14 protein-coding genes, 1 other RNA gene and 2 pseudogenes are annotated in these 14,092 nt (G+C 66.6%); 4 read left to right on the top strand and 13 right to left on the bottom strand.

Going from position 1 to position 14,092, the window contains the following annotated elements; all coding sequences use genetic code 11:
- Positions 1–72 precede the first annotated feature (72 nt).
- The 4 genes and pseudogenes from G7079_RS12280 to mraZ all read right to left on the bottom strand — a co-directional run.
- Positions 73–1,719 (bottom strand): annotated as a pseudogene (locus G7079_RS12280) (penicillin-binding protein 2); the annotation flags it as partial.
- Between the two features lie 143 nt (positions 1,720–1,862).
- The gene (ftsL, locus tag G7079_RS12285) at positions 1,863–2,129 is read right to left on the bottom strand and encodes a cell division protein FtsL (protein WP_166057583.1); all 267 of its coding nucleotides are present in this window, start codon (positions 2,127–2,129) and stop codon (positions 1,863–1,865) included.
- 11 nt (positions 2,130–2,140) lie between these two features.
- A pseudogene (gene rsmH / locus G7079_RS12290) lies at positions 2,141–3,073 on the bottom strand (16S rRNA (cytosine(1402)-N(4))-methyltransferase RsmH); the annotation flags it as partial.
- On the bottom strand, positions 3,070–3,516 hold the full coding sequence (mraZ, locus tag G7079_RS12295) for a division/cell wall cluster transcriptional repressor MraZ (RefSeq protein ID WP_166057584.1): 447 nt from the start codon (positions 3,514–3,516) through the stop codon (positions 3,070–3,072). The pseudogene rsmH and the gene mraZ, both read right to left, overlap by 4 nt.
- A 322-nt stretch (positions 3,517–3,838) precedes the next feature.
- Between mraZ and G7079_RS12300 the strand changes: the two genes are divergently transcribed.
- Together G7079_RS12300 and rnpB are read left to right on the top strand one after the other, a co-directional pair.
- Positions 3,839–4,597: an NRDE family protein gene (locus tag G7079_RS12300; RefSeq protein WP_166057585.1), complete on the top strand. Its 759-nt coding sequence runs from the start codon at positions 3,839–3,841 to the stop codon at positions 4,595–4,597.
- Between the two features lie 25 nt (positions 4,598–4,622).
- Positions 4,623–5,058, top strand: an RNA gene (gene rnpB / locus G7079_RS12305) — RNase P RNA component class A.
- Positions 5,059–5,066: 8 nt separating this feature from the next.
- Here rnpB and G7079_RS12310 read toward each other — a convergent pair.
- Positions 5,067–6,182 (bottom strand): N(4)-(beta-N-acetylglucosaminyl)-L-asparaginase, encoded by a 1,116-nt coding sequence (locus G7079_RS12310; RefSeq protein WP_166057586.1) that lies wholly within the window; start codon positions 6,180–6,182, stop codon positions 5,067–5,069.
- A 25-nt stretch (positions 6,183–6,207) separates the two neighbouring features.
- Positions 6,208–7,047: a 16S rRNA (cytidine(1402)-2'-O)-methyltransferase gene (rsmI, locus tag G7079_RS12315; protein WP_166057587.1), complete on the bottom strand. Its 840-nt coding sequence runs from the start codon at positions 7,045–7,047 to the stop codon at positions 6,208–6,210.
- 61 nt (positions 7,048–7,108) lie between these two features.
- Here rsmI and G7079_RS12320 point away from each other — a divergent pair, with 61 nt between their 5' ends.
- Together G7079_RS12320 and G7079_RS12325 are read left to right on the top strand one after the other, a co-directional pair.
- Positions 7,109–8,470, top strand: a complete 1,362-nt coding sequence (locus G7079_RS12320) for a penicillin-binding protein activator (protein ID WP_166057588.1) — start codon at positions 7,109–7,111, stop codon at positions 8,468–8,470.
- Positions 8,457–8,843, top strand: a complete 387-nt coding sequence (locus G7079_RS12325; RefSeq protein ID WP_166057589.1) for a YraN family protein — start codon at positions 8,457–8,459, stop codon at positions 8,841–8,843. Before G7079_RS12320 ends, G7079_RS12325 begins: the two co-directional genes overlap by 14 nt.
- Before the next feature lies 1 nt (position 8,844).
- Here the strand turns inward: G7079_RS12325 and thiL are convergent, their stop codons facing one another.
- Genes thiL through nrdR form a run of 7 tightly spaced genes read right to left on the bottom strand, consistent with a single transcriptional unit; the run spans position 8,845 to position 14,090 of the window.
- On the bottom strand, positions 8,845–9,789 hold the full coding sequence (gene thiL, locus G7079_RS12330) for a thiamine-phosphate kinase (protein ID WP_166057590.1): 945 nt from the start codon (positions 9,787–9,789) through the stop codon (positions 8,845–8,847).
- 11 nt (positions 9,790–9,800) lie between these two features.
- A complete protein-coding gene (gene nusB / locus G7079_RS12335) occupies positions 9,801–10,262 on the bottom strand; it encodes a transcription antitermination factor NusB (RefSeq protein ID WP_166057591.1) in 462 nt (153 codons plus the stop codon).
- The gene (ribH, locus tag G7079_RS12340; protein WP_166057593.1) at positions 10,259–10,738 is read right to left on the bottom strand and encodes a 6,7-dimethyl-8-ribityllumazine synthase; all 480 of its coding nucleotides are present in this window, start codon (positions 10,736–10,738) and stop codon (positions 10,259–10,261) included. The genes nusB and ribH overlap by 4 nt, the downstream gene beginning before the upstream one ends.
- Before the next feature lie 40 nt (positions 10,739–10,778).
- Positions 10,779–11,882, bottom strand: a complete 1,104-nt coding sequence (gene ribB, locus G7079_RS12345) for a 3,4-dihydroxy-2-butanone-4-phosphate synthase (RefSeq protein ID WP_166057594.1) — start codon at positions 11,880–11,882, stop codon at positions 10,779–10,781.
- Positions 11,879–12,481, bottom strand: coding sequence for a riboflavin synthase (locus G7079_RS12350; protein ID WP_166057595.1), 603 nt, complete (start codon positions 12,479–12,481; stop codon positions 11,879–11,881). The genes ribB and G7079_RS12350 overlap by 4 nt, the downstream gene beginning before the upstream one ends.
- Positions 12,481–13,572: a bifunctional diaminohydroxyphosphoribosylaminopyrimidine deaminase/5-amino-6-(5-phosphoribosylamino)uracil reductase RibD gene (ribD, locus tag G7079_RS12355; protein ID WP_166057596.1), complete on the bottom strand. Its 1,092-nt coding sequence runs from the start codon at positions 13,570–13,572 to the stop codon at positions 12,481–12,483. The genes G7079_RS12350 and ribD overlap by 1 nt, the downstream gene beginning before the upstream one ends.
- Positions 13,569–14,090: a transcriptional regulator NrdR gene (gene nrdR, locus G7079_RS12360; RefSeq protein ID WP_166057597.1), complete on the bottom strand. Its 522-nt coding sequence runs from the start codon at positions 14,088–14,090 to the stop codon at positions 13,569–13,571. The genes ribD and nrdR overlap by 4 nt, the downstream gene beginning before the upstream one ends.
- Positions 14,091–14,092 lie beyond the last annotated feature (2 nt).

Here is a 14,092-nt window from a genome sequence, read left to right on the forward strand (position 1 = left end):
CGCGGACACACTGGCAGAGCTGGCAGCCGGCAACGCGTGGCCGCTGGCCTTGAGTCGCTTGGCTTCGGCTTGCGCCTGTGCGGCCAGCCACGTGTCCAGGTTGTCCGGCGACACGTCCATCAGCCGCAGCGCGCCTTCCATCACGTTGCGGAACACCGGCGCGGAGACCGTGCCGCCAACGTAACCCTTGCTCGGATCCGGGTCGTTGACCATCACTGCCATTGCGAATTTGGGATTCTCGACCGGCACCAGGCCTGCGAAATAGCCGATGTAGCGCCGCGAATAACCGCCGGCACTGGCCTTGCGTGAGGTACCGGTCTTGCCGGCCACGTGGTAGCCCAGGATCGCGGCCTGGGTGGCGGTGCCACCGGGCTCGGTCACGGTCTGCATCATGTGCAGCACTTCACGCGCGATCTTCGGATCCAGCACCTGTCGCGATGGCGCATGCTGGCCCTTGATGAAGCTGGGCGGCGTGAGTTTGCCGCCATTGCCCAGCGCCGCGTACGCGGTGGCGATCTGCAACGGCGTGACCGACAGCGCGTAACCGTAGCTCATGGTCTGCTTTTGGGTGCCGTCCCAGCGATCCGGTGTCGGGAACACACCGGCCGATTCGCCCGGGAAGCCGCTGCCGGTACGCTGGCCGTATCCGAAGCGGCGCACGAAATCGTAGAACTGCTGGTTGCCGAGGCGCTTGGCGATCAGCGCAGCGCCCACGTTCGAACTCTTGCGCAGCACGCCGGTGGTATCCAACACGCCATAGTTGTGGGTGTCGGTGGTGCGGTACCTGCCGTTGGCGATCCAGCCCGGATTGGTATTGAACATCGATGCCGGGGTAATGACGCCCGCTTCCAGTCCAGCCGCAACGGTCAACGGCTTCATCGTCGAACCCGGCTCGAACAGATCGGTGACCGCGCGGTTGCGGTGCGCATCACGTGCACTGGTGCCGACCGCATTCGGATTGAAGGTGGGCAGGTTCACCATCGCCAGCACTTCGCCGGTGGCGACGTCGATCACCACCGCCGAGCCGCTGCTGGCATCGAATTCATTCAACGCATTGCGCAGTTCGCGATGCGCCAGGTACTGGATGCGGCGGTCGATGCTCAAGGTCAGGTCGCGGCCCGGCTGCGCGGCGCGCACCAGGTCCACGTTCTCGACGATGCGGCCGCGGCGGTCGCGGATGACGCGCTTGGCGCCCGGGGTGCCGCGCAACCAATCGTCGAACGCCAACTCCAGGCCTTCCTGGCCGCGGTCGTCGACGTTGGTGAAGCCCAGCACGTGCGCGATCGCCTCGCCCTGCGGGTAGAAGCGGCGGTACTCGCGCTGGCTGGCCACGCCGGGGATTTCCAGCGCGACGATGCGCTTGGCTTCGTCCGGATTGATGCGGCGCTTGAGGTAGACGAATTCCTTGTCCGCGCGTTGGCTGAGGCGATTTTTCAGCTCATCGCGATCCATGCCCAGCGCATCGGCCAGTTGCGGCAGACGCGCCGGCGACTTCAGCAATTCCTGCGGATTGGCCCAGATCGATTCCACCGGCGAGCTCACCGCCAACGGTTCGCCGTTGCGGTCGGTGATCATCCCGCGCGAGGTGGCGATCGGCAGTTCGCGCAAGAAGCGCGCCGCGCCCTGCTTCTGGTAGAACTCGTTGTCGACCACCTGCAGGTCCAGTGCGCGCGCCAGCAACGCGACCGAACACAGCCCAAGTGCGCCACCCACCAGCATCAACCGGCCACGCAGGTTGAACGCCGTTCGCGAACGCGGGCGGTTGCCGGGCGCGCGCGCGGCATCGCGACGCAAGGCGTCACGACGCGCCGTTTCGCGTGGATCGCGCTTCGGCAGGTCGGGAAGCTGGAGGCCGAAGAGTTTCATCGGCGCAACACCACGATGTCTTCGGTACGCGGGAACACCATGCCAAGGCGGGTGCGCGCGACCTGGTCGACGCGGTTGCTCTCCGCCCAGGTCGCCTGTTCCAGCTGCAGGCGGCCGAATTCGATGTTGAGTTCGTCGCGGATCTTGTCCAGCTTGTTGAGCGCGATGAAGGCCAGGCGGTGCTCGTGGCGATCACGCACCACCAGCAGCGCCGTCGCCACGTTGGCGATCACCAGCACGGCGAGGATGACGTAGCGGTTCATGCCGCCACCTGCAATTTTTCCGCCACGCGCAGCACGGCACTGCGCGCGCGCGGATTCGTGGCCAGTTCGGCATCGCCCGCCTTCTGCGCGCCATCGATCAGGCGCAGCGTGGGCGTGAACGCGATTTCGATCGGCATGCGCCGGTTGGCCGGCGGCGCCTTGGCGTGCTTCGCCATGAACTGCTTGACGATGCGGTCTTCCAGCGAATGGAAGCTGATCACCGCCAAGCGTCCACCGGGCTTCAACCGTTCCAGCGCGGCATCCAGCCCGCCTTCGAGATCGACCAGTTCGCGATTGATGAAGATGCGGATCGCCTGGAAGCTGCGGGTTGCCGGATGGATCTTGGAATCGCCGCGCGGCATCACCGAGGCGATCAATTCCGCCAGTTGCGCAGTGCGCAGCAGCGGTGTGTCGCCACGGCGGGCGACGATGGCACGAGCGATGCGGCGGCTCTGGCGCTCATCGCCATACATCCACAACACGTCGGCGATCTCTTTTTCGGAGGCATGCGCCAACCACTGCGCCGCGCTTTCGCCGGACTCCGGATCCATGCGCATGTCCAGCGGGCCGTCCTTGCCGAACGAGAAGCCGCGCTCGGCCACATCCAGCTGCGGCGAGGACACGCCCAAATCGAACAGCACGCCATCCAGGCCGGCATCGGCCAGCGGCCACTGCGCGAGGTCGGCGAAGCTGCCGCGGCGCCATGCCACGCGCGCATCCTCGCCGGCCAACTGGGTGGCCACGGCGATCGCTTCGGGATCCTTGTCCATCACCAGCAAGCGGCCCTCCGGCCCCAGCTTCGCCAATACGCCGCGTGCGTGTCCGCCGCGCCCGAACGTGCCATCCAGATAAGTGCCATCCGCCTTCACCGCCAGGCCCTCCATGACCTCGGCGAACAACACCGGGAGGTGGGCAGGCGTGGCGCCCGCGCCACCCGTGTTCACAACACCAGATCCTGCAAGTCGTCGCCCAGGTCGGCATCGCCCAGCGTTTGCCGGATCTGCGCGTGGTGCGCCTGTTCGCTCCACAACTCGAATTTGTCGCCCATGCCCAGCAGCACGGCCTTCTTCTCGATGCCGACCGCACTGCGCTGGCTGGCCGGAATCGAGATGCGCGCGCTGCCGTCGGGCTCCGCGAACGCCGCCGCACCGACCAGCTTCAGCTGCAGCAGCCGGCTGTTCTTCTTGGTTCGCGGCAGGGCATTGACCTGGTCGCGGACCTTTTCCCAGACCGGCAGCGGGTACAGGTAGAGGCAGCCCGCTTCGAACGGGTTGTAGGTGATCACCAGCTGGTTGCCGCAATCGCGCGCGACAAGATCCCGGTAGGCGGTGGGAATCGCCAAACGGCCCTTGTCGTCGATGGTGATGGCGGTTTCGCCCTGGAACATGCCCCTGCCCTGTGTCGCCCCCGTCTCAAGCGAGGTTCGTGACGGAAAAACCACTAATTTCCCGGTTTTCCCACATGTCGCCACATTAGCAGGGGTTTCAACCTTGTCAACAACTCCGCGCGGGAAATTTCACTAGGCCGGTCAAAGACTTGCAGCAATCTTCAGAGACTTGTTCAAGCTTTATCCACAAGCTTATGTTTCGTCTCATTTTTTGAGAATCCGTGACTTCCGGACTAGCAAGGATCGAACCAAGGCGCAGCCATCGCGGCGCATGTTGCGCCGCAATAATGAATGCGTTCAGCTGCACCGGCACAATGCTGGCATGTGTGTCGTCGCATTCGCTCAAGGCATCCACCCGCGTTGGCGGCTCGTCCTGGCCGGCAACCGCGACGAATTCCACGGCCGACCAACCGCGCCCCTGGAACGTTGGCCGGACAGCGGGGTAATCGCCGGCCGTGACCTGCAATCCGGCGGCACTTGGGTCGGCCTGGGCACCCGGGGCCGGGTCGCAGTGGTGACCAATGTCCGCGACGGTTACGCGCAGCCGCATGCCGGCCCCTCGCGCGGTGCGCTACCCACCGCCTTTCTTGCAGGCTCAATGGATGCCGCCGGCACCACGGACGATCTGCTGGCGAGTGCCGACGCCTACGCCCCGTTCAACCTGATGTTGGCCGATGCTGCAGGCTCCTGGCATCTGGGCAACCATCCACGGCAGCGCGAACCGCTGGCGGCCGGCGTGCACGGCATTTCCAATGGCCGGCTGGACGCACCCTGGCCGAAGACCCGGCACCTGACCACTGCTCTGCAGGCATGGGTGGAAGCCGATAGCGACGACCTCCAGGCCTTGTGGGACGCACTGGCCGACGAACACGGCGCAGCCGATGCGGAACTGCCGGATACCGGCGTGGGCATCGAGCTGGAACGCCGGCTGTCGCCCGCCTTCATCCGTGGCGAAACCTACGGCACCCGTGCCAGCACGATCATCGCGGTGGATCACGATGGCCGCGGTTTCATCCATGAACGTCGCTTCGGCCCGAATGGCGTGTTCGCGGGCGAAACCGTGGTTCGCAACGGCGAATGATGCGGCGACGTACAATGCGCGCGGCGGAGTCGGCCAGACAGTCGCGTCATCGAGCAATCGATGCCGAGGAAAGTCCGGGCTCCACAGGGCACGGTGCCAGGTAACGCCTGGGCGGCGCGAGCCGACGGAAAGTGCAACAGAAAGATACCGCCGATGGCCCTGTCACCCCTTTGCCGCTTCCATCAAGGAGCGGTTGCGCTTGCCGGCGAAGCCGGCCAAGTGCCTCCCGGAGACGGCAGAGGGGTGGCAGGGCACAGGTAAGGGTGAAATGGTGCGGTAAGAGCGCACCGCGAGCCTGGCAACAGGCCGGCACGGCAAACCCCACCGGGAGCAAGACCAAATAGGGAGGCTATGCTGCGGCCCGCAGTGTCTCCGGGTAGGTTGCTTGAGCGTATCGGTGACGATGCGCCTAGAGGAATGACTGTCCAAGACAGAACCCGGCTTATCGGCCGGCTCCGCCACTTTCCTCTCAACCTTCGGGCGACCCTTCCAGCAAAGCGTCCATCGCCACCTGCCGCCCGCCATTGGCATCGCAGACGGCGTACTTGCCGCCCGGGTACATCGCCACACCGGCATGCCGGCCCTGCTTGTCCAGCACATAGAAGCTGATGCCGAAGTTCGGCAGACCACGCGAGTTCAGCAGGCGCTTCTCCACCGTGTTCGACTGGATGCGCTTGAGGCCCTCCATCGCCGCATCCTTCGGATGCAGGCCACGGCGCAGGTTCTCCACGATCAGGTACGAGGTGAGGTTGTACAGGTTCGCCTCGCCACGCCCGGTGCTGCCCGCCGCACCCACGCTGTTGTCCACATAGAGACCAGCGCCGAGGATCGGCGAATCACCGACGCGGCCCGGAATCTTCCACGCCAGCCCGCTGGTGGTGGTGACGCCACAGATGTCGGCCTTCGCATTGATGCCGGAGCAGTTGATCGTGCCGTAGAAATGTTCGGGATCGATCAGGCCGTCGCGCACCATCGACTGCCCGGCGCGGAACCCGGCCTGCGCGCGCGATGCCGGATCCAGGAAATGCTTGGGATCGACCCGGCGCATCCATTCCAGCCACAGCTTGCGCGAGGTCTCGGTATTGAGGTCGTCCTCGATCTCGAATCCCAGCTGCCGCGCGAAGGTCTGCGCGCCGGCACCGACCAGCAGGTGATGGTCGGTTTCGTTCATCACCGCACGCGCCACCTTCGACGGCGTGCGCACGCCTTCCAGCGCGGCCACGCCACCGGCGCGCCGCAACGGGCCATGCATGCAGCAGGAATCCAGTTGCACCACGCCATCCGCGTTCGGCAAGCCGCCATAACCGACGCTGGTGTCTTCGGGATCGAGCTCGACGATGTTGACGCCGGCGATCACCGCATCCAGCACGTCCTTGCCGGCGGCGATCTGTTCGAACGCGGTTTCCACGCACGTGAGCTTGCCGCCATTGCGGTACTGCTGGCCGTTGCCGGAGGCGATCACCACCGGTTTCACCGCGCCTGTATGCACCGCCGGCGTTTGTGCCGCTGCGGCGGGCAACAGGCTGGAGGCCGCCAACCCCGCGCCGACCTGCATGAACCCCCGTCGCGAAAGTTTGCCCGTCATGGTCTGCCCCTCGTTGGTTGCTCGATCAATCGCTGCCGTACAAGGCCTTGCGTGGTGCGCCGGACAGTTCCGCGGCCAGTTTGGCGGCAGTGGACGGCGGCAGGTGTTCGCTCAGCTTCGCATACAGGCGGCGCCCTTCGACCACCTTCGCGTCCGCGTCCTCGCCGGCACCCTGCACCAGCAGCACGAATTCGCCCTTGCGCTGGTTGGGATCGGCGCGCACGCGCTGCGCGAGTTCGGCCAAGCTGCCGTCCAACACGGTTTCGAACAGCTTGGTCAGCTCGCGCGCGATCACCGCGCGACGTTCCGCGCCGAATGCGGCCACGGCATCGTCCAGCGCCTCTTCGATCCGATGCGAGGATTCATAGAAAATCAGCGTGCGCGGCTCACTGGCGAGTTGCACCAGTCGTTCGCGTCGCGCCTTGGATTTCGCCGGCAGGAAGCCTTCGAAAATGAATCTGTCGCTAGGCAGCCCGGCCACGCTCAATGCCGCGATCAGCGCGCTCGCGCCCGGCACCGGGCTGACCACGATGCCGGCTTCGCGCGCCGCGCGCACCAGGCGGAAGCCTGGATCGCTGACCAGCGGGGTGCCCGCATCGGAGACCAGGGCCAGCGACTCGCCGGCAAGCAAGCGGGCGACCAGCGGCGCGGCGGCATCGCCCTCGTTGTGCTCGTGCAACGCCACCAGCGGCTTCTCCACCCCGAAATGCGCCAGCAGCTGGCGGGTGTGGCGGGTGTCCTCCGCGCAGATCGCCGCTACCGTCTTCAACGTGTCCAGCGAACGCGGGCTCAGATCGCCCAAGTTGCCGATCGGCGTGGCCACCACGAACAACTTGCCTGATATGGAACCGCCTGAACGCTGCATCACCTGACTTCACCTTGGGCACGGGTAGAATCCTAGCCGGTTCCCGAACGAGCGCCGATCCGTGGCCCGCAAACATCCGATTGGTCGATCTGTCCAGGCCCTGTCCTGCGCCCTGTTCCTGTTCGTCTTGGGCGGTTGCGCCAGCGTGGAGGTGCAAAAACCGGCGGCAACCACCGCACGCAACCAGGTCATTGTCGAAGCGCAGGCCTTGGCGCAGGCGCATGCAGGCTTGTCCGGGCAGGCGCGCACCGACAATGCCGTGCGGATCGAAGCACTGCTGGCGCAACTGGACGATGCCACGCTGTCCCGCGAAGCCGGCGCATTGCCGGTCGGCGATCCGCTGTACAACTTCGCCGGACGCGCGCTGGCCAACCGTGGTCTGCCGCTGCCGCGCCCATTCGATCGTGGCGACTGGAATTTCGATGCTGCCGGCCGACCGCCGGCGGATCGCGACGGCTATCGCCCGCCGATGAAAGTCGCGGTGCTCCTGCCCTTGAGTGGAAGCCAGGCTGCCGTCGCGGCCGCCGTGCGCGACGGCTTCCTCACTGGCTATTACGGCGAAACCCGGCGCAAGCCCGACGTGCGTTTCTACGATACCGCTGGCGGTGCGAATGCGGCCTACGGGCGTGCGGTCGCCGACGGCAACGACTTCGTGGCCGGACCGCTGGCGCGCGAAGAAGTGGATGCCGTGTTCGCCGACGACACGCCGCAAGTGCCGCTGCTCGCACTCAATCGCGGCAACCGCACGCCACCGGCCGGCAGCGCGAGCTTCTCGCTGTCGCCGGAGGACGAGGGCATCAGCATCGCCCAATACCTGGTCGAACGCGGCGCCAAGCGCGTGTTGATCGTCAATGGCGGCGAAGACGCACAACGCCGCAGCGCCAGCGCCGCCAAGGCACAGCTGGAACGTCGTGGCGTGCAGGTGGCAGGCAGCGTGGGCACCGGGGCGGATCTGGCTCCACTCGCGCAAGGCGTGGATGCGGTGCTGCTGGCGATGAAGGGCCCACAAGCTCGGGCGCTGATGCCGCAACTGGCGATGGCCGGGATCACCGCGACAACGCGCGTGGCCACCTCGCAGATCACCTCCGGCACCGGCAAGGCAAGCGAAGACGCGGCGTTGGACGGCATCGTCTATCCCACCGAAACCTGGGGCACGCGTAACGTTCCGGGCCTACCCTCGCAGGCCAGCGCAGCGGCGCGGCTGGATACGGCCAAGGGGCCGGCGGCGCGCCTGTTCGCGTTCGGCTACGACGCATGGCTGGTCACCGCCTACTTGGAGCGGCTCGCGCTTTCGGCCAATGCGGACATCGCCGGCGCCACCGGTCGGCTCAGCCTGGACGGCTTCGGCAATGTGCTGCGGCAACCAAGCTGGTCGCGCTATTCCGGCGGCGTTCCCGTGCCGCTGGGCGATGGCGCGCGCTGAACAATCGCTGGATCGCCGTGCCCGCGGCGATGCGGTGGAAACCGCAGCGCTTGGATTCCTGCAACGACATGGCCTGCGCCTGCTCGCACGCAACGCGCAGGCACGTGGCGGTGAACTCGACCTGGTGATGCTCGACGGCGATTCGCTGGTATTCGTCGAGGTGCGTTACCGCGCCGGCACTGGATTCGGTGGCGGTGCGGCCTCGGTCGATGCCGGCAAGCGCCGCAAACTGGTGCGCGCCGCACAGACCTTTCTGCTGCGCCACCCGCAACATGCCGAGTCGCCCTGCCGCTTCGACGTGATCGATGCCCGCGGCGATCCGGCCAAGCCGCGCATCGAATGGCTCAAGGATGCGTTCCGCGCCGACGACTGAGTCAGTCGAAATGCCGCCAGCCCATCGGGGCCGACCACGCGACGCCATCGGCGGTATGCGCTTGTACGCCTTGTCTATCCACGACACGGCCTATCCGCGTAACGCGCGCATCGACTGAGGCGGCGACCTGTTGCACTGTCGCGCGCATATTGCTCGGCGCGATCAAGCAAAGTTCGTAATCGTCGCCACCGGTAGCCTGCGGCACACGACGCGCCTCACCATCGAACGCAATACGCAAGGCTTCCGATGCCGGCAACGCATCGACATCGACCTGCACACCAACGCCACTCGCGTTGCAGACATGACCGAGGTCGGCGAGCAGCCCATCGGACACATCGATGCAGGCGGTCGCGATGCCACGCAACGCGTGACCCAGCGCCACACGTGGCGTTGGCCGATTCAACCGTGCGCGCAGAGCAGCATCGACATCGCCACCCGACTTCCATTGTGCCAGCGCAGCCGCCGCATCGCCCAGCGTGCCGCTGGCCCAGACGTCGTCGCCTATCTGCGCACCATCGCGACGCAGTGCGGTACCGGATTCGACGAAACCATGCACCGTCACGCAGACCGATAGCGGCCCGCGTGTGGTATCGCCACCAACCAGTGCAACATCGTGCTGTTGTGCCAATGCCAGGAAGCCATCGAGGAAACCATCGACGAATGTGGTATTTGCGTCGGGCAGCGAGAGCGACAAGGTGCACCACGCCGGTAGCGCGCCCATCGCGGCAAGGTCTGACAGGTTCACCGCCAATGCCTTCCAGCCGATATCGGCGGGTGCGGTTTCGGTCGGGAAATGCACGCCAGCATTGAGCGTGTCCATCGCCACCACCAGTTGCATGCCGGCGGGCGGTTGCAGCAGCGCGGCATCGTCGCCGATGCCGAGGATCACGTCCGCGCGCGTTGCAGCGCGGTCGCGGATACGGGCGATCAGGTCGAATTCGCCCATGCGCCGACAACTCAGCGGCTGCGCGCCTGCGCCTCGGTGCTGCGCAGCGCAGCCGCGGCCTTGTCGAGCACGCCGTTGACGTAGGTGTGGCCGTGTTCGGAACCGAAGCGCTTGGTCGAGTCGATCGCTTCGTTGATCACCACCCGGTACGGCACGTCCGGACGATGGGTGAGTTCGTAAGCGGCGATGCGCAGCGCAGCGCGCTCGATCGCATCCACTTCGTCCACGGTGCGATCGAGGTGGTCAGCGAGCGCGGCATCGACTTCGCCGATGTGACGCAACACACCACGCACCAGGTCTTCGAAATACTCGAGGTCGGCGATTTCGTGCGCCTGCTCATGCGCGAACTGTGCGATCAGGTCGCGCTCGTTGGCGCCACTGATCTGCCAGGCATAGATCGCCTGCAGCGCGCGCCGACGCGAGCGCGAGCGGGCCACGGGATCGATGCCATCGGGACGGCGGCGGCTGTTCATTTCACTTGCTCCTGGAGCTTGCGGCGCAGGTCGGCCATTTCGATGGCGACCAGTGCGGCCTCCTCGCCCTTGTTGCCGTGGCTACCGCCCGCACGCGCGGCGGCATCCTCGAATCGTTCCACCGCCAGCACGCCGTTCATCACCGGCACGCCGGTGTCCAGCGCCACGCGCATCAGGCCGTCAGACGCGCCATCGGCGACCTGTTCGTAGTGGCGGGTATCGCCGCGCACCACGCAGCCCAGCGCGACGATGGCCGCATGCCGGCCAGCCAGCGCGAGTTCACGCGCAGCCACCGGCAATTCCCAGGCACCGGGCACGCGGATCACGTCGATGGCGGCTTCGTCCACGCCGTTGCCGACGAAGGTGTCGCGCGCGGCGGTGACCAGCGCATCGGTGATGCGCGGGTTCCAGCGGCTGGCGATGATCGCGAAGCGCGCGCCCTGATGGGTGCGCAGATCGCCTTCGTAATGCGGCATCGGGATGGTGGTCGTGATGGGCCGTGCAGTTTACCGCGCCTCAGGGGCAAGGCTGCGGCACGTACTCCACGACCTCCAAGCCATAGCCGGCCAAACCGACCTGCCGACGCGGGGTGCCCAACACCCGCAGCTTGCCCAAGCCCAGATCGGCCAGGATCTGTGCGCCCGCGCCGTTGCGCCGCCACTGGCCGACATCCTTGCTGTTGGCACTGGCGATGGGTTGCTTGCGCAGGCGCGCCAGCAGGGCCTCGGCGTTGCGCGGCTCGGACAGCACCACCATCACCCCGCGATCCTCGGCGGCGATCGCGCGCAGCGCATCGGTGGCGGCCACGCCGAAATCGTCGCGACGCCAGTGCAGCAGGTCGCTCAGCGGGTTCTCCACCTGCACCCGCACCAAGGTCGGCGTGTCGCTATCCGGGGTGCCGCGCACCAGCGCGAAATGCAGTTCGTGGGCGATGCGATCGCGGTAGGTCAGCAAGCGGAACGCACCGAATTCCGTATCGATCTCGCGCTCGTCGATGCGCTCGACGGTGTGCTCGGTGGCCAGCCGATGGGCGATCAGGTCGGCGATAGAGCCCATCTTCAGCCCGTGCTCGCGGGCGAATTCCTCCAGCTGCGGGCGGCGGGCCATGCTGCCATCGGCGTTCATGATTTCCACCAGCACGCCGGCCGGCTCCAGCCCGGCCAGCAGCGGCAGGTCGCTGGCGGCTTCGGTATGCCCGGCGCGGGTCAGCACCCCGCCCGCTTGCGCGGTCAGCGGGAAGATGTGGCCGGGCTGGCTAAGATCGGAGGGCTTCGCATCCGGCCGCACCGCGGTGCGGATGGTGTGAGCACGGTCGTAGGCGCTGATGCCGGTGGTCACGCCTTCGGCGGCCTCGATGCTCACCGTGAAGTTGGTCTGGAACTGCGCGGTATTGGCCTGCACCATCGGCGCCAGGCCAAGCTGCGCGCAGCGCTCGCGGGTCAGCGACAGGCAGACCAGGCCGCGCGCATGCGTGATCATGAAATTGATGTCGGCCGGACGCACCAGCTCGGCGGCCATGATCAGGTCGCCTTCGTTCTCGCGGTCTTCGTCGTCCACCACCACGACCATGCGGCCGGCGCGGATTTCTTCCAGCAATTCCGGAATGCTTGCGAAACTCATGCCTTGTCCTTCGTCGCCAGCAGGCGCTCCACGTAACGCGCCAGCAGGTCGACCTCGATATTGACCGCGTCGCCTTCACGCAGTGCGTGGAAGGCGGTGTGTTCGACGGTATGCGGGATCAACGCGACTTCGAAGCCGGTGCCGTCGACTTCGTTCACCGTGAGGCTGACGCCGTCCACGCAGATCGAGCCCTTGTGCGCGATGTAACGCAGCAGCGCCATCGGTGCCTCGAAGCGCCAACGCACCGCGCGCGCATCGTCCCAGCGTTTCGCGGCGATGGCCAGGCCGTCGACATGGCCGCTGACCAAATGCCCGCCCAAGCGATCAGTCGGCAGCATCGCGCGTTCGAGGTTCAGCGGCGCACCGATTTGCAACGAGCCCAACGTGGTCAACGCCAGGGTTTCATTGGAGGCATCGATGGCGAAGCTTGCGGCATCGAACTCGACCACGGTCAGGCAGCAACCGTTGACGGAAATGCTCTCGCCGAGTTGCACGCCATCGAACGGCAGCGTGCCGACCTCGATGGTGAAGCGCGCATCGCCGCCACGCATTTCGCGCGCGGCCAGCCGGCCTACGCCGGCGATCAATCCCGTGAACATCAGCCCACCATCGGGCGCAGCAGCAGGCGGTGGTCGTCGCCGATGCGGCGGCTGTCGAACGCACGCAGTTGCAGGCGTTCGGTCATCGCGTCGATATGCAGGCCATCGAACAACGGGCGTGCGCGCTCACCAAGCAGCACCGGCGCGATGTAGAGCAGCAGTTCGTCGACCAGTCCGGCGGACAGGAACGCGCCGGCCAGCGTCGCCCCGGCTTCTAGCTGCACTTCATTGATGCCGCGCGACGCCAACAGCTTCAGCACGGCATCGAGGTCGAAGCGGCCGCCCTGCACTGGCACCGCGACGTGTTCGGCACTCATCTCGCGTGGCGGCTTCGTGTCAGGCGCGTGCAGGTACAGCGTGGGCGCATCGCCTTCGCGAACGCGGCCACGCGCGACGGTGGCCAGCCCCGGATCAAGCACCACGCGGAGCGGCGGCATGAATTCTTCGTCGGTCTCGAGGCGCACCGTCAGCTGCGGATCGTCCGCAAGCACGGTACCGGCACCGGTCAGGATCGCGCCGCTGCGCGCACGCCACTGGTGCACGTCGCGACGCGAGGCTTCACCGCTGATCCACTTGGAATCGCCGGAGGCCATCGCAGTGCGGCCATCCAGGCTCATCGCCAGCTTGACCCGCAACCACGGCCGGCCACGCTCGACGCGCGACAGGAAGCCGCGGTTCAATTCGCGCGCCTGCGCTTCCATCAATCCGCTTTCGACGACGATGCCGGCTGCGCGCAGTTTCTCGAAACCGGCACCATCCACCTGCGGGAACGGATCGCGCATCGCGCCGACCACGCGGCTCACGCCTGCGGCGATCAATGCATCCGCGCACGGCCCGGTGCTGCCGGTATGCGCGCAAGGCTCCAACGTCACGTAGGCCGTCGCGCCCTTCGCGCGCTCGCCGGCCGCCTGCAACGCGAACACTTCCGCATGCGGGCCGCCCTTGCGCTGGTGCCAGCCTTCGCCGACGACTTCATCGCCATGGGCGATCACGCAACCGACCATCGGGTTCGGCCGCGTCGTGAATGCCGCGCGTTCGGCCAGGCGCAGCGCGCGCGCCATCATCATGTGGTCGGTGCTGCTGAAACTCATTTCTTCTTGTTCTTGTCGATGGAAACGACCTCGCCGCCGAGCAGCGACAGCTGGCCTTCGCCCGGCAGGTCGCGTTCAAGGCGATCGAGTTCCTCGCGGAAATCGGCGACGTCCTCGAAGCTGCGATACACCGAGGCGAAGCGTACGTAGCCGACGTGGTCGAGCTTGCGCAGTTCCGCCATCACGAATTCGCCGACGCGGCGCGAATCCAGTTCGCGCTCCGTGGTCATCCGCAGCTGGTGCACCACGGCACGCACCGCCGCTTCGATGTCCTCCTCCGACACCGGCCGTTTCTGCAGCGCACGGTCGAAGCCGGCCCGCAGCTTGCGCGCGTCGAAGCCCTCGCGGCGGCCATCCGACTTGATGATCGCCGGCAGCTTCAGCTCGATGGTTTCCAGCGTGCTGAAGCGTTCGCCACAGGCCTCGCATTCGCGGCGGCGACGGATCGTCGCGCCGTCTTCGCTGACGCGCGAGTCGATCACGCGGGTGTCGGCATGCTGGCAGAACAGGCAGTGCACGT

This window comes from Thermomonas sp. HDW16 (genome assembly GCF_011302915.1).
In the GTDB taxonomy this organism is placed as follows: Bacteria; Pseudomonadota; Gammaproteobacteria; order Xanthomonadales; family Xanthomonadaceae; genus Thermomonas.

Bases quoted from the DNA above. Each gene is read 5' to 3' on its own strand.
- mraZ (WP_166057584.1), bottom strand. From the start codon at position 3,516: ATGTTCCAGGGCGAAACCGCCATCACCATCGACGACAAGGGCCGTTTG.
- rsmI (WP_166057587.1), bottom strand. From the start codon at position 7,047: ATGCAGCGTTCAGGCGGTTCCATATCAGGCAAGTTGTTCGTGGTGGCC.
- G7079_RS12325 (WP_166057589.1), top strand. From the start codon at position 8,457: ATGGCGCGCGCTGAACAATCGCTGGATCGCCGTGCCCGCGGCGATGCG.
- ribB (WP_166057594.1), bottom strand. From the start codon at position 11,882: ATGAGTTTCGCAAGCATTCCGGAATTGCTGGAAGAAATCCGCGCCGGC.
- nusB (WP_166057591.1), bottom strand. From the start codon at position 10,262: ATGAACAGCCGCCGCCGTCCCGATGGCATCGATCCCGTGGCCCGCTCG.
- G7079_RS12310 (WP_166057586.1), bottom strand. From the start codon at position 6,182: ATGACGGGCAAACTTTCGCGACGGGGGTTCATGCAGGTCGGCGCGGGG.
- G7079_RS12350 (WP_166057595.1), bottom strand. From the start codon at position 12,481: ATGTTCACGGGATTGATCGCCGGCGTAGGCCGGCTGGCCGCGCGCGAA.
- ribH (WP_166057593.1), bottom strand. From the start codon at position 10,738: ATGCCGCATTACGAAGGCGATCTGCGCACCCATCAGGGCGCGCGCTTC.
- ribD (WP_166057596.1), bottom strand. From the start codon at position 13,572: ATGAGTTTCAGCAGCACCGACCACATGATGATGGCGCGCGCGCTGCGC.
- thiL (WP_166057590.1), bottom strand. From the start codon at position 9,789: ATGGGCGAATTCGACCTGATCGCCCGTATCCGCGACCGCGCTGCAACG.
- G7079_RS12300 (WP_166057585.1), top strand. From the start codon at position 3,839: ATGTGTGTCGTCGCATTCGCTCAAGGCATCCACCCGCGTTGGCGGCTC.
- ftsL (WP_166057583.1), bottom strand. From the start codon at position 2,129: ATGAACCGCTACGTCATCCTCGCCGTGCTGGTGATCGCCAACGTGGCG.